The 25433-nt window shown below is 60.2% G+C and carries 29 protein-coding genes, 2 tRNA genes and 2 pseudogenes; 23 read left to right on the top strand and 10 right to left on the bottom strand.

Going from position 1 to position 25433, the window contains the following annotated elements; translation table 11 throughout:
- The first annotated feature begins 92 nt into the window (after positions 1 to 92).
- The 3 genes and pseudogenes from galE (at position 93) to RWJ89_RS15435 (ending at position 2943) form a co-directional block, all read left to right on the top strand.
- Positions 93 to 1127: a UDP-glucose 4-epimerase GalE gene (galE, locus tag RWJ89_RS15445; RefSeq protein WP_168283835.1), complete on the top strand. Its 1035-nt coding sequence runs from the start codon at positions 93 to 95 to the stop codon at positions 1125 to 1127.
- A gap of 100 nt (positions 1128 to 1227) precedes the next feature.
- Positions 1228 to 1706, top strand: a pseudogene (locus tag RWJ89_RS15440) (EAL domain-containing protein); the annotation flags it as partial.
- Between the two features lie 172 nt (positions 1707 to 1878).
- Positions 1879 to 2943: an enoyl-CoA hydratase/isomerase family protein gene (locus tag RWJ89_RS15435; protein WP_316031099.1), complete on the top strand. Its 1065-nt coding sequence runs from the start codon at positions 1879 to 1881 to the stop codon at positions 2941 to 2943.
- Positions 2944 to 2954: 11 nt separating this feature from the next.
- Here RWJ89_RS15435 and RWJ89_RS15430 read toward each other — a convergent pair whose 3' ends face one another.
- Both RWJ89_RS15430 and RWJ89_RS15425 read right to left on the bottom strand, forming a co-directional pair.
- On the bottom strand, positions 2955 to 5015 hold the full coding sequence (locus RWJ89_RS15430) for an ATP-dependent helicase (protein ID WP_316031098.1): 2061 nt from the start codon (positions 5013 to 5015) through the stop codon (positions 2955 to 2957).
- A 107-nt stretch (positions 5016 to 5122) separates the two neighbouring features.
- Complete coding sequence (locus RWJ89_RS15425; RefSeq protein ID WP_131639780.1) at positions 5123 to 5389, bottom strand: hypothetical protein; 267 nt, start codon at positions 5387 to 5389, stop codon at positions 5123 to 5125.
- 181 nt (positions 5390 to 5570) lie between these two features.
- Between RWJ89_RS15425 and RWJ89_RS15420 the strand changes: the two genes are divergently transcribed.
- Positions 5571 to 5831 (top strand): BON domain-containing protein, encoded by a 261-nt coding sequence (locus RWJ89_RS15420; protein WP_131639779.1) that lies wholly within the window; start codon positions 5571 to 5573, stop codon positions 5829 to 5831.
- Positions 5832 to 5946: 115 nt separating this feature from the next.
- Positions 5947 to 6210 (top strand): hypothetical protein, encoded by a 264-nt coding sequence (locus tag RWJ89_RS15415; RefSeq protein WP_131639778.1) that lies wholly within the window; start codon positions 5947 to 5949, stop codon positions 6208 to 6210.
- Positions 6211 to 6439: 229 nt separating this feature from the next.
- Here the strand turns inward: RWJ89_RS15415 and RWJ89_RS15410 are convergent, their stop codons facing one another.
- Positions 6440 to 6682 carry a DUF982 domain-containing protein gene (locus RWJ89_RS15410; RefSeq protein WP_131639777.1) on the bottom strand — a complete coding sequence of 81 codons (243 nt, stop codon included), beginning with the start codon at positions 6680 to 6682 and terminating at the stop codon, positions 6440 to 6442.
- A 308-nt stretch (positions 6683 to 6990) separates the two neighbouring features.
- On the opposite strand from RWJ89_RS15410, the gene RWJ89_RS15405 reads away from it, so the two are divergent.
- Together RWJ89_RS15405 and RWJ89_RS15400 are read left to right on the top strand one after the other, a co-directional pair.
- A complete protein-coding gene (locus RWJ89_RS15405; protein ID WP_131639776.1) occupies positions 6991 to 7407 on the top strand; it encodes a hypothetical protein in 417 nt (138 codons plus the stop codon).
- Between the two features lie 183 nt (positions 7408 to 7590).
- The gene (locus RWJ89_RS15400) at positions 7591 to 8094 is read left to right on the top strand and encodes a hypothetical protein (protein WP_316031097.1); all 504 of its coding nucleotides are present in this window, start codon (positions 7591 to 7593) and stop codon (positions 8092 to 8094) included.
- Between the two features lie 130 nt (positions 8095 to 8224).
- Here RWJ89_RS15400 and RWJ89_RS15395 read toward each other — a convergent pair whose 3' ends face one another.
- Positions 8225 to 8533 (bottom strand): hypothetical protein, encoded by a 309-nt coding sequence (locus tag RWJ89_RS15395; RefSeq protein ID WP_316031096.1) that lies wholly within the window; start codon positions 8531 to 8533, stop codon positions 8225 to 8227.
- Between the two features lie 92 nt (positions 8534 to 8625).
- Positions 8626 to 8700: transfer RNA gene (locus RWJ89_RS15390), tRNA-Thr, on the bottom strand.
- A gap of 154 nt (positions 8701 to 8854) precedes the next feature.
- Here RWJ89_RS15390 and RWJ89_RS15385 point away from each other — a divergent pair.
- The 11 genes and pseudogenes from RWJ89_RS15385 to RWJ89_RS15335 form a co-directional block, all read left to right on the top strand.
- On the top strand, positions 8855 to 9049 hold the full coding sequence (locus RWJ89_RS15385; protein ID WP_003545311.1) for a hypothetical protein: 195 nt from the start codon (positions 8855 to 8857) through the stop codon (positions 9047 to 9049).
- A 107-nt stretch (positions 9050 to 9156) separates the two neighbouring features.
- Positions 9157 to 10449 carry a UDP-N-acetylglucosamine 1-carboxyvinyltransferase gene (murA, locus tag RWJ89_RS15380; RefSeq protein WP_064246934.1) on the top strand — a complete coding sequence of 431 codons (1293 nt, stop codon included), beginning with the start codon at positions 9157 to 9159 and terminating at the stop codon, positions 10447 to 10449.
- A gap of 108 nt (positions 10450 to 10557) precedes the next feature.
- Entirely contained in the window at positions 10558 to 10989 is a 432-nt protein-coding gene (locus tag RWJ89_RS15375) for a DUF2948 family protein (protein ID WP_020048400.1), read from the top strand.
- Positions 10990 to 11105: 116 nt separating this feature from the next.
- Positions 11106 to 12404, top strand: a complete 1299-nt coding sequence (gene hisD, locus RWJ89_RS15370) for a histidinol dehydrogenase (RefSeq protein ID WP_316031095.1) — start codon at positions 11106 to 11108, stop codon at positions 12402 to 12404.
- A 4-nt stretch (positions 12405 to 12408) separates the two neighbouring features.
- Positions 12409 to 12882 (top strand): UPF0262 family protein, encoded by a 474-nt coding sequence (locus RWJ89_RS15365; protein WP_018493697.1) that lies wholly within the window; start codon positions 12409 to 12411, stop codon positions 12880 to 12882.
- Positions 12879 to 13364 (top strand): arsenate-mycothiol transferase ArsC, encoded by a 486-nt coding sequence (locus RWJ89_RS15360; RefSeq protein ID WP_197729311.1) that lies wholly within the window; start codon positions 12879 to 12881, stop codon positions 13362 to 13364. Before RWJ89_RS15365 ends, RWJ89_RS15360 begins: the two co-directional genes overlap by 4 nt.
- Before the next feature lie 122 nt (positions 13365 to 13486).
- A complete protein-coding gene (gene infA, locus RWJ89_RS15355; RefSeq protein WP_003545338.1) occupies positions 13487 to 13705 on the top strand; it encodes a translation initiation factor IF-1 in 219 nt (72 codons plus the stop codon).
- 58 nt (positions 13706 to 13763) lie between these two features.
- On the top strand, positions 13764 to 14384 hold the full coding sequence (locus RWJ89_RS15350) for a Maf-like protein (RefSeq protein WP_020048403.1): 621 nt from the start codon (positions 13764 to 13766) through the stop codon (positions 14382 to 14384).
- A gap of 32 nt (positions 14385 to 14416) precedes the next feature.
- On the top strand, positions 14417 to 14629 hold the full coding sequence (gene yacG, locus RWJ89_RS15345; protein ID WP_012755993.1) for a DNA gyrase inhibitor YacG: 213 nt from the start codon (positions 14417 to 14419) through the stop codon (positions 14627 to 14629).
- Positions 14630 to 14808: 179 nt separating this feature from the next.
- Positions 14809 to 14884, top strand: a tRNA-Phe gene (locus RWJ89_RS15340).
- 180 nt (positions 14885 to 15064) lie between these two features.
- Positions 15065 to 15148 (top strand): annotated as a pseudogene (locus RWJ89_RS15335) (LysR family substrate-binding domain-containing protein); the annotation flags it as partial.
- Positions 15149 to 15605: 457 nt separating this feature from the next.
- Here the strand turns inward: RWJ89_RS15335 and RWJ89_RS15325 are convergent.
- The gene (locus tag RWJ89_RS15325; protein WP_245006886.1) at positions 15606 to 16475 is read right to left on the bottom strand and encodes a helix-turn-helix domain-containing protein; all 870 of its coding nucleotides are present in this window, start codon (positions 16473 to 16475) and stop codon (positions 15606 to 15608) included.
- Positions 16476 to 16665: 190 nt separating this feature from the next.
- Between RWJ89_RS15325 and RWJ89_RS15320 the strand changes: the two genes are divergently transcribed.
- The 5 genes from RWJ89_RS15320 (at position 16666) to RWJ89_RS15300 (ending at position 22517) form a co-directional block, all read left to right on the top strand.
- Positions 16666 to 17835, top strand: coding sequence for a sugar ABC transporter substrate-binding protein (locus RWJ89_RS15320; RefSeq protein ID WP_025393098.1), 1170 nt, complete (start codon positions 16666 to 16668; stop codon positions 17833 to 17835).
- A 22-nt stretch (positions 17836 to 17857) separates the two neighbouring features.
- On the top strand, positions 17858 to 19417 hold the full coding sequence (locus tag RWJ89_RS15315) for a sugar ABC transporter ATP-binding protein (protein WP_168283505.1): 1560 nt from the start codon (positions 17858 to 17860) through the stop codon (positions 19415 to 19417).
- Entirely contained in the window at positions 19414 to 20418 is a 1005-nt protein-coding gene (locus RWJ89_RS15310; RefSeq protein WP_132613084.1) for an ABC transporter permease, read from the top strand. Before RWJ89_RS15315 ends, RWJ89_RS15310 begins: the two co-directional genes overlap by 4 nt.
- 28 nt (positions 20419 to 20446) lie before the next feature.
- On the top strand, positions 20447 to 21874 hold the full coding sequence (locus RWJ89_RS15305; RefSeq protein ID WP_316031093.1) for an L-arabinose isomerase family protein: 1428 nt from the start codon (positions 20447 to 20449) through the stop codon (positions 21872 to 21874).
- A 373-nt stretch (positions 21875 to 22247) separates the two neighbouring features.
- Positions 22248 to 22517 (top strand): hypothetical protein, encoded by a 270-nt coding sequence (locus tag RWJ89_RS15300; RefSeq protein WP_316031092.1) that lies wholly within the window; start codon positions 22248 to 22250, stop codon positions 22515 to 22517.
- Between the two features lie 9 nt (positions 22518 to 22526).
- Here RWJ89_RS15300 and RWJ89_RS15295 read toward each other — a convergent pair whose 3' ends face one another.
- Genes RWJ89_RS15295 through RWJ89_RS15280 form a run of 4 tightly spaced genes read right to left on the bottom strand, consistent with a single transcriptional unit; the run spans position 22527 to position 25433 of the window.
- Positions 22527 to 23252: an SDR family oxidoreductase gene (locus RWJ89_RS15295; RefSeq protein ID WP_132613080.1), complete on the bottom strand. Its 726-nt coding sequence runs from the start codon at positions 23250 to 23252 to the stop codon at positions 22527 to 22529.
- Positions 23253 to 23263: 11 nt separating this feature from the next.
- Positions 23264 to 24325 carry an ABC transporter ATP-binding protein gene (locus RWJ89_RS15290; protein ID WP_131642148.1) on the bottom strand — a complete coding sequence of 354 codons (1062 nt, stop codon included), beginning with the start codon at positions 24323 to 24325 and terminating at the stop codon, positions 23264 to 23266.
- A 60-nt stretch (positions 24326 to 24385) separates the two neighbouring features.
- On the bottom strand, positions 24386 to 24592 hold the full coding sequence (locus RWJ89_RS15285; protein ID WP_003545406.1) for a DUF2160 family membrane protein: 207 nt from the start codon (positions 24590 to 24592) through the stop codon (positions 24386 to 24388).
- A 4-nt stretch (positions 24593 to 24596) separates the two neighbouring features.
- Entirely contained in the window at positions 24597 to 25433 is an 837-nt protein-coding gene (locus RWJ89_RS15280) for a carbohydrate ABC transporter permease (RefSeq protein WP_017958929.1), read from the bottom strand.

Here is a 25433-nt window from a genome sequence, read left to right as displayed (position 1 = left end):
GGCCTTCCAAAGGCCGTGCGATAAGAAAATTGGAAAGAAAAACCGGCGCCTGATGCCCCTGCTTCTAAAAAACGAAAGCAGGGATGCGGGACATGGCGGTTTTGGTGACGGGCGGGGCCGGTTATATCGGCAGTCACATGGTTTGGGCGCTGCTGGATGCAGGCGAGGATGTGGTCGTGCTCGACCGTCTCTCCACAGGCTTTCGCTGGGCCGTGGCGCCGGCGGCGCGTTTCTATCTCGGCGACGTTGCCGACCCCGATATATTGAAAAAGGTCTTCATCGAAAACGACATCGAGGCGATCATCCATTTCGCCGGCTCCGCCGTCGTCCCGGTCTCGGTCGCCGATCCGCTCTCCTATTACGACAACAATTCCGGCAAGACCCGGGCGCTGCTGAGCGCGTCGATCAAGGCCGGTATCCGCAACTTCGTCTTCTCCTCGACGGCGGCCGTCTACGGCCAGCAAAAGACCGACCTGCCGGTGAAGGAGACGGCCCCCCTCAATCCGGAAAATCCTTACGGCCAGTCGAAGTTGATGACCGAGTTCATGCTGCGCGATGCCGCCGCCGCCTATGATTTCAACTATGTCGCGCTTCGCTATTTCAACGTCGCCGGCGCCGACCCGCACCACCGTGCCGGCCAGTCGACCTCAGGCGCCACGCACCTCATCAAGGTCGCCTGCGAGGCAGCGCTCGGCAGGCGCGACAGCGTCAATGTCTACGGCATCGACTATCCCACCCATGACGGCACCGGCGTGCGCGACTACATCCATGTCGGCGATCTCGTCGATGCACATCTGAAAGCGCTGCAGCACCTGCGCCGAGGCAAGGGCTCGCTCGTTGCCAATTGCGGTTATGGCAGCGGCTATTCCGTGCTCGACGTGCTGAACATGGTCACCCGCCTGCACGGACATTCCTTCAAGATCCACATGGCGCCGCGGCGCGCCGGCGATTCGGCAAGCGTCGTCGCAGACGCTTCGCTCGCCCGGCAGGTACTCGACTGGAAGCCCAGATACGATTCTCTGGAAACCATCGTCCAGAGCTCGCTCGATTGGGAACTGTTCCTGTCGAACAAGAATGTCGACGACCTGCACAGCATCCACCGGGCACTCGCCGCAGCGTCCTTCTGATGCAGGGACCCGTTTGCCACCCCCGCGCCTGCGGGGGTCTGCATGCCGTTACGTGAATAAGGAAAAAAGCCTTCTCTGGCTGGCTCGGGCCAACGGAAAGATGGCGCTGCTTGCCATGATCACCCGCTCCGGCATTGATCCAAAGCGCATCGAATTCGAGATTACCGAGACCGCATTGCTCTCCGATTTCGACACCGCCGACCAGGTGATCACGATGCTGCGCGCTGCCGGCATCTCGATCGCGCTCGACGATTTCGGCACCGGCTATTCGAGCCTCAGCCATATTCATCGTCTCGGCTTCGACAAGCTGAAGATCGACAAATCCTTCTGATGAATTTCGATCGCGACGCCCGTTGCATGAACATCACCCGCTCGGTCGCCAATCTCTGCCAGAATCTCGGCATCGCCTCCGTCGCCGAAGGCGTCGAAAGCGAAGAGATCGCCGAGGGATTGAAGGCGATGGGCGTTCGTCTTGCACAGGGCTATCATTTCTCGCGGCCGCTGCCGCTGGAACTTGCCATCGATTACGCCACCCGGTGCGAGGCCGAAGCCTCCGCCCGCAATTCGCTGTCTGCCTGAACGATCGATCTCGATCCGCCGCAAATCGACTGGAGCGATGCCGCGGGGTCGTCTATTCATGGTCAGAAGCAATTCCAGCAAAAGTGTGCAGCGGTTTTGCGTCCGGAATTGCGCAAAAACAAAAAGCCAGAGCATTCCGTCAATCGGAATGCTCTGGCAGATGAGGTGAACCATGCAGGATGGCGAACGGCAAGGCGAAGTCATCATTGAGCGGCGAGGGACTGCTGCTATCATCCGCCTCAACCGGCCGCGGGCGCTGAACAGCCTGACCCTGCCGATGATCCGGGCGATCACTGCGGCCCTTCACGACTTTGCCGGTGATCCCGAGGTGGCGAGCGTCGTGGCGACGGGAGAGGGCGAACGCGGCTTCTGTGCAGGCGGCGATATCCGCGCCCTGCATGAGAGCGCCCGCGCCGGCGATGGCCTGGCGGCAAGCTTCTGGCGTGAGGAGTTCCGCCTCAACCATATGATTGCCGCCTATCCCAAACCCTATGTCGCGCTGATGGACGGCATCACCATGGGTGGCGGCGTCGGCCTGTCGTCGCACGGCCGCCACCGCATCGTCACCGAGCGCACCCGTCTGGCCATGCCCGAAACCGGCATCGGCTATGTCCCGGATGTCGGCGCCACCTGGCTGCTGCCGCGTGGCCCCGGCGAGGCCGGGACATGGCTCGGCCTGACAGGGCTCGATATTGGTGCTGCCGATGCGATCCACGCTCGCCTTGCCGACCTTCAGCTCGCCTCGTCGCGGCTCGGCGAAGCGATCGATGCTCTCTCCGGCCTGCCGCGCGCCAGCTCATCCGGCGATGTCGATGCCGTGCTGCAGGCGCTTTCGGAGCCTCAGGGAGAAAGCCGGCTTAAGCAGAACGCGGCGACGATCGATCGCGCATTCCGTTTCGACAGCGTCGAGGAGATCCTGGCAGCGCTTGCCGAGGAGGAAGGCGAATTTGCCGTCGAGACGCGCCGGGTGATGCTGACGCGTTCACCGACCAGTCTGAAGCTCGCTTTGCGGCTGCTCAGAGCCGGCCGCCGCAGCGCCTCGCTTGCCGAATGCCTCGGCCGCGAACTCGGCGCCTGTCTGCAGATGCTTGATAATCCCGATTTCTTCGAGGGCATCCGCGCTGCCGTCATCGATAAGGATCGCAATCCGCAATGGTCGCCGGCATCAGTCGAGGCTGTGGACGTGGCTAGGGTCGAGCAATTCCTGAAACCGGCCGAGCCGCCGCTTTCACTCTAAACACTATCCAGTTATCGCCACATGCCGCGCATGCGGGCGCCGACATCGATGCGCACCTGCCGCGCGTGCTGCTGGGCGACGCTGCCGGATTTCACCTGCGGCCAGCTGCACGCTTCGAAGAACTGCAGCAGGGTCGCGGGAATGAAGCGGCTGCGCGAGGCATAGACATGCCGGTCGCCCTGCGAATTCTGCCCGTAAGTGAAGAAGCGTTGCGGCACGACGAGGTCGAGACCATCCCGGGCGCGCGTCATCGCCACGTAGAGCAGCCGGCGTTCCTCCTCGATTTCCGCGGTGGTGCCGACGGCGAGATCGCTCGGTATGCATCCGTCGACGACGTTCAGCATGAACACCCTCGTCCATTCCTGGCCCTTGGCGGAATGGATCGTCGACAGGATGAGATAGTCTTCATCGAGAAGCGGCACGCCCGCCTGGTCGCTGGTCGCGTCCGGCGGATCGAGGGTGAGCTCGGTCAGAAAGCGCTCGCGCGAGGCATAACCGCTAGCGATCTGCTCGAGCTGCAGCAGGTCTGCCTGCCGCGTCGCTGCGTCCTCGTGCAGCCGTTCCAGATGTGGCGCATACCATTGCCGTGCCAGACCGATCTCTGCCGGCCAGCCGGCCTTGCCGGTCTTCAGCTCCTGCAGCATCGAAACGAACATTGTCCAGTCCTCGCCGGAGCGCGGCGGTGCCGGCATGGCAGCGAGAGCAGAAATCGGGCTTGCATCCTCGGCCATCAGATCGAGCGCCTTCTGCGCGGTCGACGGCCCGACGCCCGGCAGGATCTGCATCAGCCGGAAGCCCGCCACCCGGTCGCGCGGGTTCTGCGCGAAGCGAAGGGCGGCCAGCATGTCCTTCACATGCGCGCTGTCGAGAAACTTCAGCCCGCCGAACTTGACGAAGGGAATGTTGCGCCGGGTCAGCTCGACCTCCAGCGAACCGCTGTGATGCGAGGCGCGGAAGAGCACGGCCTGCTGCTTGAGCGTGAGGCCTTCCTCGCGATTGTCGAGAACCATGTCGGTGATGTAGCGCGCCTGCTCGGCCTCGTCGCGCACCGTGACGAGGCGCGGCCGCTCGGACGATTGCCGCTCGGTCCAGAGGTTCTTGGTGAAGCGCTCCGAGGCGAGATCGATGACGGCGTTGGCGGCCGCGAGGATCGGCTGCGTCGAGCGGTAGTTGCGGTCGAGCGTGACGATATTGGCGGCCGGGCTGAAGGCGGCGGGAAAATCGAGGATGTTGCGCACTGTCGCGGCACGGAAGGAATAGATCGACTGCGCATCGTCGCCGACGACCGTCAGCCCCTGGCCTTGAGGCTTCAGCGCCAGCAGGATCGAGGCCTGCAGCCGGTTGGTGTCCTGATATTCGTCGACCAGCACATGGTCGAAGCGGCTGCCGATATCCTCGGCAATCATCGCTTCGCCGACCATCTGCGCCCAGTAGAGCAGCAGATCGTCGTAATCGAGCACGTTCTGGCTCTGCTTGGCCTCGACATAACAGGCGAAAAGTTCGCGCAGCTGTTTCTCCCACGTCGCGCACCAGGGAAAGACGTCGCGCAGCACGAGGTCCAGCGCGGTTTCCGAATTCACCGCCCTGGAATAGATGGCAAGGCAGGTGCCCTTTGTGGGAAAGCGGCTTTCCGTCTTCGAGAAGCCGAGGTCGTGCCGGATCAGGTTCATCAGATCGGCACTGTCTTCGCGGTCGTGAATGGTGAAATCGGGGTCGAGGCCGATCTGCTGGGCATAATCGCGCAGCAGCCGCGCGCCGATGCCGTGGAAGGTGCCGGACCAGGAAAGCGCGTCCGCCATGACGCCGGCATTCGAACCAAGCACATCGCGGCAGATGCGCTCGACGCGCCGCGCCATCTCGGCGGCTGCCCGGCGCGAGAAGGTCATCAAAAGGATGCGGCGGGGATCGGCGCCTTTGACGATCAGATGGGCGACGCGATGCGCCAAAGTATTCGTCTTGCCGGAGCCGGCGCCGGCAATGACCAGCAGCGGCCCGGCAATATGGCTGCCGTCGGTGAGCGTGCCGTGCTCGACGGCCATGCGCTGCTGCGGATTGAGCTTTTCGAGATACATCCAGCCGTCCGGTCGGGCTCCCGCAGAATCACCGCGGAAAGATTAGATGTTCCTTGAATGTTCGCGATTGCCGCCGCTGTCAAGCGATCTGGCGCGCGAGCAACATCTCAGTCGGGGAAATCGGGGCCGATCTCGCGCCGCACCAGCTTCAGGCTGCGGTCGGGCTGAAGGATATAGGTTTCCTCCACGCGCTGTCCCGTCCCGTTGTAAAACTGGTTGTAGACGGCGCTGCCGACCGGCGACTTGGCAAGCTTCGTTCGCGGCTGGCCGCCATAGGTAATGCTGCCGGGAATGGGTTCCAGCGCCGGCGTATCGGCCGAAGAGCAGCCGGCAAGCAATGCCCCGGCAAACAAGGCGGACAGAAGCGCTTTCATCGTCATCATCCCTCTTTCGACTGCAGCCAGATATGGAAGCCGCGGCGCCTTTCGCCAAGGGGTGTCCATGCCAGGGTCCACAGCAAGAGCTCTCGAATAGGCTCCTCCATGCGTGGCCCACCGCAACGAAATGCCTCGGCGCGGGTTAACTGATATCAACTGACATCAGGAGACGGTCACTGTGCTCAGCTTTGCAGCATTCACGAACTATGGCGAATCCGGCAGGCAAGATCACAACGACGCGGCAACACGCGCTTCGGTAGAGTGCGCCCTTCATGCTGCCTGCGATATCGAAGCCATAGACATCAACGTCACCACTTTAGGCTCATATGTCATCCTGGAAGGTTTCGTGCGCCGGCGGGGTGATGTCGAGCGGGCGATGGAGATCGCAGAGAGCGTCGTCGGACGAGGCTATGTGCGCAGCCGCCTGCTGCGACGCTGAAGTCGAAAGATCGGATGCTGCGCCTGCCCTGTGCTCAACTGTCCTTGCAATGCATAAAGGGAACCAAGTGCTCTCCCGCGTGTTGAAATGCCGGACCTAAACGCTGGAGACTCCCATGCAGCTGCTTCCTCGCCTCTGGGCAACGACCGTAATAGTGGGTTGCGGTGCCCTTGCCGGCTCCGCCCATGCCGCGCTCGAAACCGGCACGAATTATTCCGCTTTGCCGAAGGACCAGATCGCCCTCAACGAATATACCGGGACCGTCGCCTGCGAGCCGGTAGAGCCGCACTATCTCCCCTCCTTCATCCGCGCGGCGGACGGCACGATCATCGGCGTCGGTTATGTCGAGATCGAGAATGAGAGCGGCGCGGATTGCTGAAAAAAGATGGTCCTGCTCGAACTGCGTTTTCGCAGAGGTGACGAGCCTCTAACCATCATCACGATGGCTGGTCGTCTTCTATTGATGCACCTGTAGCAGGCGCAACGCCCCTTGCACCAAAAACCGGCGCGCACTTGTTGCAGGGTTAAACCAAAATTGAAGAATTGCTCCATTCCGGCACGCTTGCGCGCCCAGAAGGCGAAAATCGCCCCAAATTCTTTGCCGACTGCTAATGCAGCTTCAGCTTCGCCTCTTCGGCTGCCGCCAGGAACTCGGCTCTTGCTTCTTCCACGCTCTTGCGCCCATCGAGCGCTGCCCGGCAGGCGCTGCGGGCCTTGATATAACGAAGCCCGCGCATACTTGGCCAGAGATCCGCCAGGCACTTCAGCGCATCGAACGGCCCATTGACCGTTCGCGCATCGGCACCTTCGAAGCCGACCGTGACCGGGCTGTTCCATCTTTCAGTTGCCATTGACGCTCCTCCACGATTGTCGACAGAAACGAAGCGCAGCATCTCCCAGTTCCTCCGGGGAGACTTTGCGATAGTTAATAGTCTAGCGTGATTTTTGCGGTCAGCAATGGTGGAATGCATTGGGGCTGATGAGGCGAAATGTCCTCTTGATGAGATTCACCAAGCGATCGGTGGGCGCGGGCCAGGAATTCCATTGGAATCTGCAATCATGACTCCCAACCCGAGGGGAATTTTTGGAGGGTGCAACCAAATCGCATGGCGCCGGCGCGGCATCATCGCTACCATGCTGTCGAAGCTGAGGGCTCCACATGGGTTTCGGTCGAAATCTGATCCAGACTGCTTTTCTCTGTGGGGCCTTGGCAATGCCGGTCCTCGCCCGCGGGGCAGAGGTGTCTGCTGAAGACGCTCTGCTGACGCGTCTCTCCATTGAAACCGTGCCACGACTCCAGCGGGAATATTTGCGGGCGACCCTGACACCCCAGGATGAAGGCACGGCGATAGATGTTGCTGCCTATGTTTTGTCTAAGACTTTTGATCGGTGGTATGTCGAAGGTATATTCGATGGAACTTTTTCGTGGCTTCACGCGCCAATTAAGGACGAAGTGTTGGTCACCAGAGAACTGATTGAACTGTGGCAGTTTTCGCCGTTTATATCTTACTATCTCGAGGTAACCGAGATTCCCGACTGCGCAAACAACAGCGTGCTGCTTCCCAGCTGTCACTAGTTTTGCCGAGGGGCGCAAAGGGAGGTCATATTCTTACCGAAAAACTGGTGCTGCCGAGTGGGATTAACCACCGACCTCACCCTTACCAAGGGTCGCCTGTGGTCCGTCGACAATTGTCCCCATCGTTGATCGCCCCTTGAAGGGGTGGTTTCTTATTGCTTGTTTCTGAGCAGGAGATTTGTAGTGGGTTGGCACGCATACATTGATGAAAGCTACTCGCCGGATAAGGATGCCTACGTTATTGGCGGCTGCATATCAACCAAGGAGGAGTGGGCTTCGTTCTCTACGGAGTGGCAATCCTACTTATGGCGATTTGGTCGGGTGGACGAGTCTGGGCTTCGATATTTTCACATGCAAGAAATGGCTCACAATCTTGAAGAGGTCGGCTTTTTCTATAGCGTAATGCAACTTTATGTCGCAGCGTACATTTCAGCGCGCTTCCATAAGTCTGATTTTGAACGAGCCATGAGGCGGATCTATATTCCTGGTAAGATCGTGGAATGGGATCGCCCGAACTATTACTGGATCGCGTTTCGCTGCCTGTTGGACAAATTCCATCTTGAAAGAGAGAAGCTTGCAGACTTGATCCCCTTGGATGAAACGGTTCAGTTTCACATGGTCAAATCTCAAGCGGGAAAGTGGTTGATAAGCTTTGGCCAGAATACATGCAGAACCGAAGCGACATGATGCGAGAGCGCTACGCTGGAATACCCACCTTCGAAAGCGACAAGAACTCTCTTCCGCTGCAGGCAGCAGATCTGTGGGTATGGTGGGTCCGTAAATGGTGCGATCTTAACCAGACCCACCGCATAACCGCTCATGATTTTGACGGCTTTGCGAAGTCCGCCAAACGGCGAACTCCGAGGGTGACGGTCGATATATCCTTTTCGGAAGATGAATTCTTGCCTACCATGGAGAGATGGGCAAAATCCCAGTCAGGGGGAAACCAAGTCATGGTTTTACCAAGGGGCGCGGCGGAGTTTGATTTGCCGCAATTCTCTTCACAATCGCATTTTAGTATTGCCCGATATCCGTAGTGTTCATGGGGGACTTCGGCGTTGATCGTAGTGAAACGTCGCTTGAATTTGCTCAAGGGTTCACGAACCTTCCCAAGCTGAATATCCATTCAGGGCCGCCACGAGTACTCTTGATGCTGTTTTGTGCGAGATCGCGCCGGACGCGTTGCCAGTCTTCCAACTGAATTTGTTGAAAGAAAACTGGTGCTGCCGAGTGGGATTGAACCACCGACCTCACCCTTACCAAGGGTGTGCTCTACCACTGAGCTACGGCAGCAGGACCAGGACCCGTGCGAGCCGTGTGGCTCAATCGCGAGAACGGGGGGCTATTGCCACAGCTTGGCGGCCAGCGCAAGCCGCAAATTCCAACTTCGCGTGGATTGAGATGCAAGGGCCTTTTGGATCGGCGCGAATTCAGCTAATCCTGTCGCATGAATGAAAAGACCGAAACCGGCCAGCAGAGCCGCAAACAGGCGATCGAGGCACAGGCGAAACTGCGCCGCGAGCGCGCCGCCGAAAAGCTCCGAGAAAATCTGGGGCGACGCAAACAGCAGGTCCGCGCCCGCCGTTCGGGCCAAGCCGATGAAACAAATGGGCTGCCCGCCGCAAAATTGGACGAATCGTAATGTTCCGTCCGTCGCGAATTGAAGCGTGTCGATAAATCCCCTAAACACCTCACTCCTTATTCCAAGGCAGAACTTTCAGGAAAGGCGGGCGCTGCCCGTAAGCGCACATGGATCGTATCAGAATCGTCGGCGGTAATGAGCTGAATGGCATCATTCCGATTTCCGGCGCCAAGAATGCCGCACTGCCGCTGATGATCGCCTCGCTTCTGACCAGCGATACGCTGACGCTCGAAAACGTGCCGCATCTGGCCGATGTCGAGCTGCTGATGCGCATCCTCGGCAATCACGGCGTCGATGTCGCCGTCAACGGCCGCCGCGAGCGCCAGGAAGATTCCTATTCGCGCACGATCCATTTCACCTGCCGCACGATCGTCGATACGACCGCATCTTATGAACTGGTCTCGAAGATGCGCGCCTCCTTCTGGGTCATCGGCCCGCTGCTGGCGCGCGAAGGCCATTGCCGCGTGTCGCTGCCGGGCGGCTGTGCGATCGGCACGCGCCCGGTCGATCTCTTCATCGAGGGCCTGACCGCGCTCGGCGCGACCATGGAGATCGATGCCGGTTATATCAACGCCAAGGCGCCTGCCGGCGGCCTGATCGGCGCACGCTACACCTTCCCGAAGGTTTCCGTCGGCGCCACCCATGTGGTGATGATGGCGGCAACGCTTGCCCGCGGCACGACGGTCATCGGCAATGCCGCCCGCGAGCCTGAGGTCGTCGATCTCGCCAACTGCCTGAACGCCATGGGCGCCAAGATATCGGGCGCGGGTACTGCGACGATCACCATCGAAGGCGTCACCTCGCTCTCCGGCGCCCGCCATCGCGTCCTGCCGGATCGTATCGAGACCGGCACCTATGCGATGGCCGTCGCCATGGCCGGCGGCGACGTGGTGCTCGAAAATACCGATGTGGCGCTGCTCGAAACCGCGGTGGAAACGCTGCGCCGCGCCGGCGCGGAAATCTCGTCGACCAACAACGGCATGCGCATCAAGCGCAACGGCGCCGGCATCAGGCCGGTCGATATCGTCACCGATCCTTTCCCGGGCTTCCCGACCGATCTGCAGGCGCAGTTCATGGCGCTGATGACCCGTTCTTCCGGCGTCTCGCATGTCACCGAGACCATCTTCGAAAATCGTTTCATGCATGTGCAGGAGCTTGCCCGCCTCGGCGCCAGGATCTCGCTGTCCGGCCAGACGGCGAAGATCGAGGGTGTCCAACGCCTGCGCGGTGCGCCTGTTATGGCGACCGATCTGCGCGCCTCCGTCTCGCTCGTCATCGCCGGCCTTGCCGCCGAGGGCGAAACCACGGTCTCCCGCGTCTATCACCTCGATCGCGGTTTCGAACGGCTCGAGGAGAAGCTGACCCGCTGCGGCGCCATCGTCGAGCGCATCAGCGAGTAAGCACCGTTCATCCCGGTTGCGTAATTGGTCGCCGCGCCTTATTTCCCTTGTCTGACGCATCGCCATTCTGGCGGTGCCCGGCCTAGGCCGGTAATGGGATGAGGCTGAATGACCGACCTGAAACTTGTTGCGCTCGATAACGAGGATCTTGCGATCATGTCCGCGCATATGCAGGACAGCGTCTTCAAGGTCGGCGACATCGACTGGTCGCCGCGCGGCGCGCAGTTCGCGCTTGCCGCCAATCGTTTCGTCTGGGAAGGTGCCGAGCGCAAGCGCAAGGGTTTCGAGCGCCGCCGGGCTGCCCTGGTTTTCAAGCGCGTGCTTGCCGTCCGCTCGCTCGGCATCGATCGTGGAAAACGCGATGAGGTGCTGTCGCTGCTGGCGCTGCGCTTCGAGCAGAAGGGCGAGGGGCCGGAGGGCACGGTCGAGCTGTCGCTGTCCGGCACCGCCTCGATTGCGCTCGATGTCGAATGTATCGAAGTCCAGCTGGCCGATATCGGCGGCGCCTGGGAGGCTTCCTCTAAGCCTCGCCACCGCTAATGCATGTTGCCCGGAAGTGTACAGCGGTTCCGGGATAACGACATGCATAAAACAATGAGTGTTTGACGCCCTAAAGTTTGAACATCGCAGTTTCGAGTTGAGAAGGAATATCGGCTTTGGCAATCTGGCTGGATCAGGCATCGGAAGGTTTCGAGCAGCATTTTGCCGCCTTTCTGACGACGAAACGTGAAGTCTCCGAGGATGTGAACGTGGTCGTTCGCGCCATCATCGATGACGTGCGCGCCCGCGGTGATGTGGCGCTGGCCGAATATTCGCTGAAATTCGACGGCATCGATTACGCCACCGTCCCGATGCGCGTCACAGCTGAAGAGATCGACGCCGCCGTCGATGCGGTGCCTTCGGAAGTGCTGGGGGCGCTGAAGCTCGCCGCACTGCGCATCGAGTCCCACCATCGCCGGCAGCTGCCGAAGGACGATATCTACGAGGACGATATGGGTGTCGGTCTCGGCTCGCGCTGGACGGCGATCGAAGCGGTCGGGCTCTATGTTCCGGGCGGCACCGCGAGTTATCCGAGCTCGGTGCTGATGAATGCCGTGCCGGCCAAGGTCGCCGGCGTCGATCGCATCGTCATCGCCGTTCCTGCCACCGGCGGCGCCGTCAATCCGGCGGTGCTTGCCGCCGCCAAGCTTGTCGGTGTCACGGAGATTTATCGTGTCGGCGGCGCCCAGGCGATCGCGGCTCTTGCCTATGGCACCGAGACGATCGCTCCGGTCGCCAAGATCACCGGCCCCGGCAATGCCTATGTCGCCGCCGCCAAGCGCCATGTCTTCGGCACCGTCGGCATCGATATGATCGCCGGCCCCTCCGAGGTGCTTGTCATTGCAGACAAGGACAACAATCCGGATTGGATCGCAGCCGACCTCTTGGCCCAGGCCGAGCACGACGTCAGTTCCCAGGCGATCCTGATCACCGACGATGCCGCATTCGGCAAGGCGGTGGAGCAGGCGGTCGAACGCCAGCTGAAGACGCTGAACCGCGCCGAGACGGCGGCGGCAAGCTGGCGCGATTTCGGCGCAGTCATCCTCGTTTCCGACCTGAAACAGGCCATTCCGCTGGCAAACCGTATCGCTGCCGAGCATCTGGAGCTCGCCGTCGCCGATCCGGACCGGCTGCTCGACGGCATCCGCAATGCCGGCGCGATCTTCGTCGGCGCCCACACGCCCGAGGTGATCGGCGATTATGTCGGCGGTTCGAACCATGTGCTGCCGACGGCGCGTTCGGCGCGCTTCTCCTCCGGTCTTTCGGTGCTGGATTTCGTCAAGCGCACCTCGGTCCTGCGCCTTGGACCCGAACAGCTCCGCACCCTCGGCCCGGCGGCGATCGCCCTTGCTGTCTCCGAAGGCCTCGATGCCCATGCGCGGTCGGTTGCGATCCGCCTCAACCTCGAAAGGTGAGGGCATGGCGAAGGGCGAATTCCGGCTTTGCGACGTCGTCCTTGACGATACGATCGGCCGTTCGACGCCCGATGTCGAGCATGAACGCGCCGTCGCCATCTTCGATCTGATCGAGGAGAACAGGTTCGAGCCACTCGGCCATGTCGGCGGACCTTATCGGCTGAACATCTCGCTGGTCGATTCGAAACTGGTTTTCGCCATCACCACCGAAGAGGGCGGCGGCGTCGCCACCCATATCCTGTCGCTCACGCCCTTCCGGCGGATCGTCAAGGATTACTTCATGATCTGCGAGAGCTATTACGAAGCGATCCGTTCGTCGACGCCGAGCCGCATCGAGGCGATCGACATGGGCCGGCGCGGCATCCACAATGAAGGCTCGCAGACGCTGAAGGATAGGCTGGCCGGCAAGATAGAGGTCGATTTCGATACCGCCCGGCGCCTTTTCACGCTGGTCTGCGTGCTCTACTGGCGCGGATGACGGCAATGGAGCGCGCCGCCGATGTCGAGGAGGGAAAGCGGCCGGGCGCCATCCTCTTCATGTGCGGGATGAATGCCATCCGCTCGCCGATAGCCGAAGCGATCGCCCGTAGCATTCTGCCGGCCAATACCTATATCAGGTCTGCCGGCGTTCGCGCCGGCGAGCGCGATCCGTTCGTGGATGCCGTGCTCGAGGAGATCGGGCTTTCCCTCGGGCGCCGCCAGCCGCAGACGCTGGAAGAGCTCGAGGACGATTATTTCGATCTGATCATCACGCTGTCACCGCAGGCCCATCATGCGGCACTCGAGCTGACCCGGTCGAATGCGGTCGATGTGGTCTACTGGCCGACCATGGATCCGACGGTTGCAATCGGAACGCGCGAGCAGATTCTGGAGAGCTACCGCGAGGTCCGCGATCACCTGGCCGGCCTCATCGAAAGCCGGCTACTCAAACGAAATGGCATTGCCGCGCAATCGGCATGAAAACAAATAAAGGAAAGCCTGATCAACGAGGTTCACAAACCTGCGTTGATTGTGTAGTTTCCGCCGAAATTTCAAGGCGCGCGCTGCGCTGCCTATTCAACGCACAGGAAGAAAACACTTATATGCCTAAAGAAGAAGTCCTCGAATTCCCGGGAATCGTCACCGAACTTCTGCCGAATGCGACGTTCCGCGTGAAGCTCGAAAACGAACACGAGATCATTGCCCACACCGCGGGCCGCATGCGCAAGAACCGCATCCGCGTTCTCGCCGGCGACAAGGTACTTGTGGAAATGACGCCCTACGATCTGACCAAGGGCCGCATCACCTACCGTTTCAAGTAAGTTTGCCCGAAGGTCCCCGCAAGGGTTTTTGCTCCCGTCTGACGATGGTCGAGGTTCCATGGCGCTGAAATACAAGCTCATTCTGGCCTCGGGCTCGCCCCGTCGCGTCGACCTGCTCAACCAGGCCGGCATCGAGCCGTCGCGCCTTATGCCGATGGATATCGACGAGGCGCCGAAGAAGTCGGAGCACCCGCGTTCGCTCGCCCGCAGGCTTTCGGCGGAGAAGGCGGAAGCAGCCCTTGCCGCCATCAAGAGCGATATCACCTGGAAGGGCAGCTATATCCTCTCTGCCGATACGGTGGTCGCTGTCGGCCGGCGCATTCTCGGCAAGGCAGAGTTCGCCGACGAGGCGTTGAACTCGCTGCATCTCTTGTCGGGACGCAACCATATGGTCTACACCGGCGTTTGCCTGGTGACCCCGGATCGTAAGGTCCGTCAGAAGATCGTCGAGACCAAGGTGCGCTTCAAGCGTCTCTCCGGCTTCGAGATCGAGAACTACCTGGCCTCCGGCCAGTGGCGCGGCAAGGCAGGCGCCTACGGCATCCAGGGCCTCGCCGGCACCTTCGTACAGAAGATGGTGGGCTCCTACACCAATGTCGTCGGCCTGCCGCTTTATGAAACCATTTTGCTTTTGACCGGCGAGGGCTTCGATGTGCATAGCCGGTGGCCCGAGGGCTGAGCCCGACGGCTAATCCCATAGGATGAACCGATATGCCTGAAGACAAGAAAGCGGCCGCCAAGGTCGAACCGCTGCGCAAGACGCGCCCTTGCCCCGAATGCGGCAAACCTTCCCACCGCGAACATTATCCCTTCTGTTCCAACCGCTGCCGCGAGGCCGATCTCTCCCGCTGGCTGACCGGCGCCTATGCCATTCCGGTTGCCGACGACGAGACGAAGGCCGATTATCCGGATGAGGAAAACTAGAGAAATCCGCCCGCGAAGCTCTTATTTTTCCTCATGAATCCGCAAAGCCGGCAAGACCGTCAAAAAAGAGTCATTTGACGCTTGCCATGGGCGAACAAGATGCTATAACCCCGCTCGCTTCCGGGGTGAACCAAGGCCCCATGGTTCCTTTCTTGAAAGGAGCCATTGGAAGCAGGTTAGCCCAGGTAGCTCAGTTGGTAGAGCAGCGGATTGAAAATCCGCGTGTCACTGGTTCGATTCCGGTCCTGGGCACCACTTTGATTTCCTTGCATAATTAGCGAACTTTTGGCCTTGGAAAAAGGCGTCTGCTTGGCGGCCGTGGTAGCACATTGGTAGCCGCGCCAAACGGGGTGGAGAGGGCCAAAAACAGCGTGGCCGGCGCGATGGCGGGCCGTGTATCGACGGGGCGTTCGTTTCAACGGGCCTCATATCGTGATGGCCTGGAACAGGGAAGACCCGACCACCTCGCGTGACGACATCATCGATATCGCACGCTCGCTGGTGCCGCCGGCCAGGTGAGCGCATGGAACGTCAGCCGTTTCGCCGGGTCGGCCTCTTCACCTTAACCTTGATCTACGCGTTACATTGTGGACGAGTTCGCTGATGGTCGCGAACTCACCGAATAAAGCAGTAAGCTTGGCTTGCTCCTTGCCATCCAATCGGTGCTGCGAGCAGAAGTCCGCGATGCACCAGACCTTCGCCGCTGCGATAGGCTCGGCAGTAATCGAATCAATGTGTCGCATTGTAGTCCTCCCGCAAAGGAAGCTAACGAAGTTCAAATTAGCTTTCAATGAAATAAGAGGTCTTCCAAAAACTGCGGTTCCCATTGCCCGACGCGCCGCCGCTCTCGTTTCTACGCCGCGAAACGGCGTGCAGCCTTGTCGGACCATATCAAGCACGCTGCCGCTGGTTCCTGACGTCGAAGACGGACTGAGCGACGTCTGGGGTCGCGCGGTGCCACGGATCGGCAGACCTCTCAATTCTCAGAGGTCCTACGATATTCCGTCGGTGCGCAGCCAACCGCATTTTTGAATTGGCTGGAAAAATGGAAGGCGGAATGAAAGCCGAGAAGGCCGGCGATTTCTTTTACGGATTTGTCGGTGTTTACCAGGAAGTCGCGTGCTCGCTGAACGCGGACGTTCATTTGATACTGTTTCGCCGACATCCCGGTTTGCTCACGAAACAGCCGGCGAAAATAGGGGTAGCTCACCCCCATCTCTGCTGCGAGATCCTCGACCGATTGTGAAGTTCCGCAGCGCTCCATCAGGATCATGCGCGCCCGATCGACGAGGCGCGCGCCGGCGCCGCTTGCCAGATCGTCCGGCCGGCAGAGCAGCGCAAGGAGCTGCAACCCGAGCGTGGATATCACCAGCTGATGAAGCACAGGATCCTGCCGCGCCAGGTCATGGATGGCGGCGAACACATGATTGATCTCATCGCTTGCCGGGTTGAGCGGGCGTTCGACATGCAGGAGGCCAGCATCCACTGCAAAATCGAAAGCGGTTCCCCGGCACTCTATCCAGTGCTCGGTCCAGCCGGTTCGCCGATCGGGCGCGAACCTGTGCCACACGTCTGGGAACAGGAGAAAAATCGATCCTTCCGTGACGCGCACCTGTCGGCGCAGGTTGCCGAATTCGAGCTTCCCGCTGCCGGCGCTGATCAGCACGACCTGATAGGCCTGAAGGATGCGGCCTCGAGACCAGCTGAAATGATGGTCGTCCGGATGACGGCTCGGAGGGTAACTGGAGTGCGGCGCAATGACCGAATAGCCCGTCGAGACAGCGGTGCAGCCCCATGCTGCAGAAATTCTGCTGTCAGGCATGTAGACGAAGTAGTTTTCCGTCATTTGACGTCGCCTTTTTAGGATCATTTTTTGTATGCAAATGATCACTTTTGTGGATTTTGGCGTCGTGTCAACAGGTGGGGCCGATGGTACCGTCATCAGGTCAGGGCAAAGTCGATCGAATTTGCCGAAACGCTGATTGCATCAGCTATCGCCGCTGCCGGGGAGGGTAGGGGCTGGGAGGAGAATAGATATGAAAACTCACGCCAGACTGCTGGTCGCAGCCGCTTGCCTCGCCGCATCTGCTGCCCATGCCGATGATTTCCACGGGTTCGATCCCGCGAAGTTCGACGGCAATATGCTTTCGGCCGAGGCTCTCAAGGCCATGGCCGCCGACGCGTCGAAAGTGACGCCTCCGAAAAACGGCAGCAAGTACAGCATCGGCTTCGCCAATCTTCAGCGTGACATCGCTTTCGGCGTGCTCGTGGAGAAAGGCATTCAGGCAAACGCCGATGCTGCCGGCGTGGAACTCGTTGTCGCCGACAACCGGCTCGATGGGCCGACCGCGCTTGCCAATGCCAAATCTTTCGCCGAACGCAAGGTTGACTACGTCATCGAGTTTCAGACCGACGCAAACTTCGGTCAGACCGTGATGGACGTGTTCAAGCAAGACGGCACCAAGGTCACGGCAATCGATATCCCCATGCCCGGTGCAAGTTTCTTCGGCGTGAACAATCCGAAGTCCGGTTTCATGGGCGGGTCCTACCTTGCAACGGCTGCGGCAAAACAATTTGGCGCGGACACGGTAAAAAGCGGCTATCTCGTCATCGGCGCACTGCCCCAGTCGGGCGTCATCCCGCGCATGCGCACGGAAGGTCAGCGCGCCGGCTTCCTGGCCCTGACCAAGGATTTCCCGGCCGACCACATCATCGAGATCGATACGAAGAATACGCTGCAGGAATCCTATACCCAGATGAACAACGTACTCGGCCGCATTCCGCCAGGAGCGCCGATCCTGATCATCGCGATCAACGACCAGGCGACCATGGGCATGCTGCAGGCCGTCCGAGCAGCCGGACGTGTTGATCAGGCCATCGCCGTCGGCAACGGCGCGGATGAAGCCGAGGCGCTTGCCACGGACCCGAAACTCGTGGCGGCGACGGGTTCGTTTCCAGGCAGCTACGGGAATTATCTCATTCCGATTGCGCTGTCTGCGCTCGCCGGAAAGGCCGTGCCGGAGGCAACCTTCGTCACCCATCAGATGGTAACCAAGGCAAACATCTGCAAATTCTACAAGGAATTCGCGTGCGCCGGCGAAGCCGACGGTTACACGTTTCCCGAGGCAGAGTTCGCAAGCTACCTCTCTGGTCTGAAAAAAGAGGATTGGTTGAAGGGGTACGAGGCAATTCTCCCCAAGCAATGATCTGGGGTCGGAGGCGATTCTGATGCAGACTGTATCGAGCACGGAGAACCGCGTGGCGCGGCTCCAAATCACCAACGTCACGAAGTCCTTCTCCGGCGTGCAGGTCCTGAAAAACGTCACCTGTTCGGCCGATGCTGGCGAGGTCGTGGCGCTGCTCGGGGCTAACGGTGCAGGCAAATCCACGCTGATGAAGATCCTGTCCGGCGTCTATTCCTGCGACGCCGGACAGATACAGATCGATGGGGCCGCAGTCGACATCACGTCGGCACGTGCGGCCATAGCATCGGGCATTCGCCTGATGCCGCAGGAACTGTCCGTGCATCCGGACTTGTCGGTCGCGGAGAACATCGCGTTGGGATCGATGCCCCAGCGCAAGATCGCCGGCATAAGTTTCGTCGACCGTGCCGCCATGCAGAGGCAGGCGACGACGCTGCTCGGCCGACTGAAGCTCGGTCATGTCTCTGCGAGCCGGAGAATGGGATCGCTATCGCTTCCGGAGCAGCGGATCGTCGAGATCGCCCGGGCATTGGCCGGCCAGGCTCGTATTCTGATCATGGATGAACCGACTGCTGCACTCGGAGAAGCAGATGCCGAAACCCTGTTCGGGGTGATCGACGCGCTTCGCGCCGACGGCGTCACGATCATCTATATCTCCCACTACCTCGACGAGGTGTTTCGCCTCTCCGACCGGATCGTCGTGTTGCGGGACGGCGAGGTGAGCGGCCAGTTCCAGACGAGCGCCACCAGTCACGAAGAGGTGCTGCGGGCGATGCTCGGAAGCGATCTCGGCGATCTTTTTCCGGCAAAGTCGCAATTCCTGCCGGACGAGACGATCCTGACTGTCGAAGGACTGTCGCTGCCAGGCTGGCTCAGCGACGTGTCCTTTTCGGTGCGCCGCGGCGAGGTCCTGGGTGCGTTCGGCCTGATCGGCTCCGGGATTGAGAAGGTCGGCAGAGCCATTTATGGGGCGGAGCCCAGGGCGAAGGTCCGTTCAATCCGGATGGGGACAGCCGAAACGGCGTTGTCGAACCCGCGGGCAAGCATTCGAAGCGGTATCGGTTTCGTTGCAGCCGAGCGCAAGCGGCAAGGCCTGATTGCCAACCTCACCGTCCGTACCAACACGACCCTTCCTTACCTCACGCGGTTTACGCGCTTCGGGCTCGTTGATGACAATCGGGAGCGGGTAATGTCGCAACACTGGATCCGCACCCTGCGCGTCAAGACGACGGGTCCGGAGCAGGAGATAAGACTCCTGTCCGGCGGCAACCAGCAGAAAGTGTGCCTGGCGCGATGGCTGCTCGGCGACCCCAAGCTGCTCATTCTCGAGGAACCGACCCGCGGGGTCGACCTCGGCGCTCGACGAGAGATTTATGAGGAGATCCGCCGGCTCGCAGCGAACGGATTGGGCATACTCCTCGTCTCATCGGACGCTGAGGAGGTCGCCGGTCTTGCCGACCGAGCGATCGTCTTCGAAGAAGGCCGGGCCGTGGCCACACTGGGAGCCAATGCATCGGCCGCCGAGCTGATGCAGGCGGCGGAGTCGCACTCCGTGTCTGCTGCGAACGAATTGGAGAAAGCATGAACAAGTCAAACTCGATCGTTGCGGGCGAACCCAAGCCGACCAGCCAACGCCAGTCGATGACGGAGATCCTTGCCAGACCGGTCGCCGGGATCGTGGTCCTGCTGGGCTTCTATGTCATCCTTCTCGCGGCTTTCGCTATGCTGTCGCCGTTCTTTCTGTCGGTGAGCAATCTTGCCAATATCGGCACGAACATGGCCTTTATCGGGCTCATGGCCGCAGCCGGAACGCCGCTGATCATTGGCGGTGGACTCGACCTGTCGGTGGCTGCCGTTGCCGGACTGGCCGGCGTCATCGTCGCATTGATGCATTCCAACGGGATCAATATCTGGGTTGGATGCCTGACAGCCTTGGTCATCGGCGCCGGGGTCGGAATTTTGAATGGCGTGATCGTCACCAAGCTGCGCCTCAATCCCCTGATTGTGACACTCGGGACGATGAGCATCTTCTCGGGCCTGTCGATGGTCATGACGGGTGGCTTGAGCAAGCCGCTTTTCGTGCCGGCCTTCAACTGGCTTGGTTCAGGTCGCATCTTTTTCGTGCCGTTTCCCGTCATCGTCATGCTGATCGTCTTTGCCGTCCTTTGGCTCGTGCTTGCCAAGACGCCGTTCGGACGGTTTGTGTACGCAACCGGCGGCAATCCCGAGGCCAGCAGCCTTCTCGGCGTGCCGGTCGAGCGCACCCAGATGATCCTCTACGTGATCTCGGGCATTTCAGGCGCTGCCGCTGGTATCATTCTTGCAGCAATGCTCGGCGCGGCAGCCCCGAATGCAGCAAGTCAGCATCTGCTGACGATCATCGCCGCGATCATTCTTGGAGGCACGAGCCTCTTTGGCGGGCGGGGAAGCGTCTGGGGTACGCTGATTGCGGTGCTGATCCTCGGAACTCTGAACAACGGCCTGACCCTCATGAACGTGTCCAGTTTTTGGCAGGATGTCACGCGCGGTGTCGTGTTGCTTCTGGCCGTGGGCCTCGACCAGCTTCGTGTCCGCCTGCAGGGCTGACCCCGCTATAATTCCAGGAGAAAATGGAATGTCTGATCGCCCTTTGAAGGCCGGCCTGTTCGGGATCGGTCTGAAGGCCTATTGGCCGCAGTTTGACGGCCTCGAAGCAAGGCTGCGCGGATATGTACATGTCGTCGCGTCCAAGCTGGAACGGCCTGGGGTCGAAGTCGTCAATCTTGGCCTCGTCGATACGCCGGAGAAGGCCGTCGATGCCGGCCATTTGTTTCGCCAGGCCGATGTCGATATCATTTTCCTTTACATCACCACCTACGCTCTATCGTCGACCGTCTTGCCGGCTGTTCGGCGTGCAAAGGTGCCGGTCATTATTTTGAATCTGCAGCCGGCTGGTGCGATCGATTACGCGTCCTTCAACGCACTCGGCAATAGGACTGCCATGACCGGCGAGTGGCTGGCGCACTGCGCTGCATGCCCGGTGCCCGAGATTGCCAATGTGTTCACTCGAGCGGGCATTCGGTTCCACCAAGTAACAGGCGTTCTCAACGATGACCCGTTTGTCGACAACGAGATCGAGGAGTGGATCGAGGCCGCACGGGTAGCCCACGTCATGTCGCATAATCGCCTTGGCGTCATGGGGCGCTATTACAACGGCATGCTCGATATCTATTCCGATCTCACAGCTCAAAGCACGGCATTCGGGACACACATCGAAGTGGTGGAGATTGACGAACTAGCACGCCTCAGACGCGACGTTGGCGAGGCGGAAGTGGCGGCCTGCTTGGACAGAATCCGAACGGAATTCGACGTGCAGCCGGATTGCGATCCGGACGAACTGGCGCGGGCGGCAAGAACTGCTGTCGCGCTGCGCAAACTCGTCGACGCGAAGCGTCTCGGCTCGCTCGCCTATTATTATGAATCGGTGTCCGGGCATGAATACGAGGACGTCATCACGTCGGTAATCGTTGGTTGTTCGATGCTCACCGCCGAAGGCATACCCGTTGCTGGCGAATATGAGATCAAGAACGCGCAGGCCATGAAGATCATGGACAGCTTTGGCGCCGGAGGTTCCTTCACCGAATATTATGCAATGGATTTCGATGCAGATGTGGTCCTGATGGGCCATGATGGCCCAGGCCATACCAAAATTGCAGAGGGTCGAACCAAGATCCGTCCTCTGGAGGTCTATCACGGTAAGGTCGGCTCCGGCGTTAGCGTCGAAATGTCGGTTAAGAATGGCCCGGTCACACTGCTCTCCGTGGTGGAGTGCGCCGGAAAAGTGAAGCTGTTGTGCGCCGAAGGACAATCGGTGCCCGGGCCGATCCTGGAAATTGGAAACACCAACAGCCGCTATCAATTTCCAATCGGGGCGCGCGCGTTCGTCGAGAATTGGAACGCCGAAGGACCGGCGCATCATTGCGCAGTCGGCGTCGGACACATTGGGAGCAGCATCGAAAAATTAGGAAAGCTGTTGGAGGTCGAATTCGTGAGAATTTGCTAATTGTCAAAATATTTCTCGATGCGGGAACTGCTTGACGAATAAAAAGCCAGTCGAAACGATCGCAGCTCCTCTACCCATCTTGCCGGCGTTGCTCTGGAGCCTCAAGGGGTGCGCCTGAGCCAGCGCGTTGAAGGCTCCCCGGGCATGAACACTTATCGCGCCGGTCGCGATAAATGTGGCCGCTTTCGTGTTTGGCGGCCGTAGTGGCGTGCTGGTGGCAGCGCCTAACCCCGCAGCGAGGGCAAAAATCAGCTTGGCGGGCGCGATGCATGGCCGGGTATCGACGGGGCGGTCGTGTCAACGGGTCTCATATCGTGATCGCCTGATGGGAACCGCGACTCCGCCCGTCCGTTACCATTGAGCAACGGAGGAAATGGACATGCGCAAGAAAAAAGCCATCGTCGAGGCGGCGCTCGAGTCCGAGTACGAGCGCCAGGCACTGGGGATCATGAATACGGAGCAAGCTTTGAAGCTTGAGGATTCCGACGGTCTTGTCTTCAGTCATCTGGATAAGGAGGCAGGAGTGACGGATCACTTCGTTGATCAAGATGAGCTGCGCCGGTTGGTGCGGCGGTCTACCTCGCCGGTTCCCGTATTGCAATCGCAGGATCGTACTACTCGGCAGGGCCGGACTGCACGTTAGTCCTGAACTTCAGGCAATCATGTAACCGCCGTCCACCGGCATCGATATGCCGTTCACCATGGCAGCCTGGTCGGACAGCAGGAAAAGAACAACCTCGGCAATGTCTGCCGGCTCCGCGAAGCGTCCGACCGGAATTCGCTTCATCATCCCCGCGGCCTTTTCGGGATCGCTCCATGCCTTCACCGCCATTGGCGTCAACGTCACCGTCGGGTGGACGCCGTTCGCGCGGATGCCGTGAGGCGCGAGCTCTTTTGCCATGACCCGCGTCAAGCCATCCAATCCACCCTTGGACGCGCAATAAGCGGCGTGATCGGGGATGCCGACGAAGGATGCGACCGACGAGACATTGACGATGGCGCCTGGACGGCCTTCCTTGATCAGCGAACGGGCATATTCCTGGGCGACGATCATCGGAGCGCGCGTATTGACCGCGACAAGACGGTCGAATGCTTCGACGGTTGTCTCCAGGAACGGCTGAAGCTCGGTCGTGCCGGCGCAGTTGATAAGGAAATCTGCGGGAAGGGCAGCGATCGCCGCCTCTTTGGTCGCATCGGCATCCGCGAGATCGACCTGGATTGCCCGGCAGCCGAATTCCCCTCGCAGCGCTTCGACGTCGGCGCCGCTGCGGGTCAGGGCGACGACCTGCGCACCCCGTTCGACGAGCATCCTTACAATTTCACGTCCGATGCCTTTGCCGGCGCCGGTCACGATCACCGTCTTTCCTTTGAACTCCATGCGTCGTCCTCCTACAGTCTCTGGCCTGTTTCCCGATCGAAGATATGCGCACGTCGGGGATCTATGTGGAAGTACATCGTCCGTCCGGGATCGACCTCGATGCGCTCGCGGATCAGGGCGTCGATCGGCACGCCTCCCGTGCGACCGAAGATCAATGTCTCTGAACCCGTCGGCTCGAACACCGAGACTTCGACCGGAACGCCTTCTTCGCCGATCGTGATGTGCTCCGGTCGGATACCGTAGGTCACGGCTCGTCCTTCATCCGCATTTGTGTCCGCCAGCGGAAGAGTGATGCCCTGGTCGGTGACGACGATCTTCCTGCCGTCGCTTGTGGCTATGCGGCCCTGAAGGAAGTTCATCGATGGGCTGCCGATGAAGCCGGCGACGAAGAGGTTGACCGGGAAGTCGTAGAGATCAAGAGGCTTGCCGATCTGCTCGACCCTGCCGTCGCGCATCACCACGATCTTGTTGGCCATCGTCATCGCCTCGATCTGATCGTGCGTGACGTAGACGGTGGTGGTCTTCAGCCGCTGGTGAAGCTCCTTTATCTCGACGCGCATGGTGACGCGGAGTTTGGCGTCGAGGTTCGACAGCGGCTCGTCGAACAGGAAGACCTGTGGATCGCGGACGATGGCGCGGCCCATCGCCACGCGTTGACGCTGTCCGCCCGACAGTTGCTTCGGATAGCGGTCGAGATAACGTGTCAGGTCGAGGATCTCGGCTGCCCTGCCGACCTTCTCGGCGATCTCCGCCTTCGGTCGCTTGGCCATCTTTAGCGGAAAGCCCATATTCTCGGCGACCGTCTTATGGGGATAGAGCGCGTAGCTCTGAAACACCATCGCGATGTCACGCTCCTTCGGGGGAGCATTGGTGACGACACGGCTGCCGATCCGGATATCTCCGCTGCTGACCGTCTCCAGCCCGGCGATCATCCGGAGCAGGGTGGATTTGCCGCAGCCGGATGGACCGACCAGCACGACGAATTCGCCGTCCTCGATGTCGACGCTGACGCCATGCATGACCTGAAGAGAGCCATATTTCTTGGTGACGTCGCTAACCTGTACGTTTGCCAATGTCGTTCCCCCTAAAGCAGCACGATTTGTGACTTGATGTCGTTGACGGAATTCATCGCCTCATCCCTTCCAGACGATATAGGCGCCAAGGACTGCCGAGATTGCCGCCGCGAACCATACGGAAAGCCCGAACGGCTCGATGAACCGCATCCAAAACAGGGAGAGCGCGACCCAGATCACGATCGAGATGAAGAGCCGGTCGAACCAGTTCGTTTCGATTGGCAGGAAGCCTGGCTTGGGTTCGTTATTTTCTGATTGAGACGTCATCGCTTCATCCTTTCACGGCACCGAAGGTCAGGCCGGCGACGATGTGACGCTGGACAACCGAAAAGACGATGAGCGCCGGAACCAATGTCAGCATCGAGATCGCGGCCATGATGCCCCAGGCCGTCCCCGTCGTCGTCACATATTCCGACAGGCCGGTGGTGAGTGTCCGCGCATGGAAGTTGGTGAGCGTCGCCGCCAGCAGATATTCGTTCCACGCAAACACCCAGGTTAGGATCAGCGTCACCGCAAGTCCGGGCCGTGCCAAAGGAAAGATGATATCATAGAGCACGGTCCATGGGCTCGCGCCGTCCATATAGGCCGCCTCGTCCAATTCCTTCGGAATGCCTTCCACGGTCGGGCGCAGCGTCCAGATCGCGAAGGGAAGGTTGAAGGAGCAATAGACCAGGATCATGCCCAACTTGGAATCGGCGAGCGAGAAGTCGCCGATCCTGTAGACCTGCGTCAAAAGCAGGAAAAGCGGCAGGAGGAAAACCGCCGGCGGCGCCATGCGGTTGGTGATCGTCCAGAAGAAGATGCTTTCCTTGCCGGCGAGGTCGAAGCGCGTCAGGGCGTAGCAGGCAAGGAAGCCGAGCGTGGTGACGAGCAGCGCGTTGCCCGACGAAATGATCAGCGAGTTGAGCATGTATCCGCGCAAGGTCGGATTGGTCAGCACGTCCTGGTAATTCTTCCAGAAGAAGCTCCGGAGAATGACATCGGGCGTCGAAAACAGGTCGAACGGCTGTTTCACCGATATGACGAAGAGCCAGTAGATCGGGAAAAGGGTGACGAAGCTTATCAAGGTCCAGAGGACGACCGGAAGCCAGGGAAAACGGGTCTTCAT

The sequence above is a fragment of the Rhizobium sp. 10PS4 genome, from assembly GCF_032464805.1.
Taxonomy (GTDB): domain Bacteria; phylum Pseudomonadota; class Alphaproteobacteria; order Rhizobiales; family Rhizobiaceae; genus Rhizobium; species Rhizobium laguerreae.
Note: the sequence above shows the minus strand (reverse complement) of the source record. Positions and strands in the feature narration are given on the sequence as shown.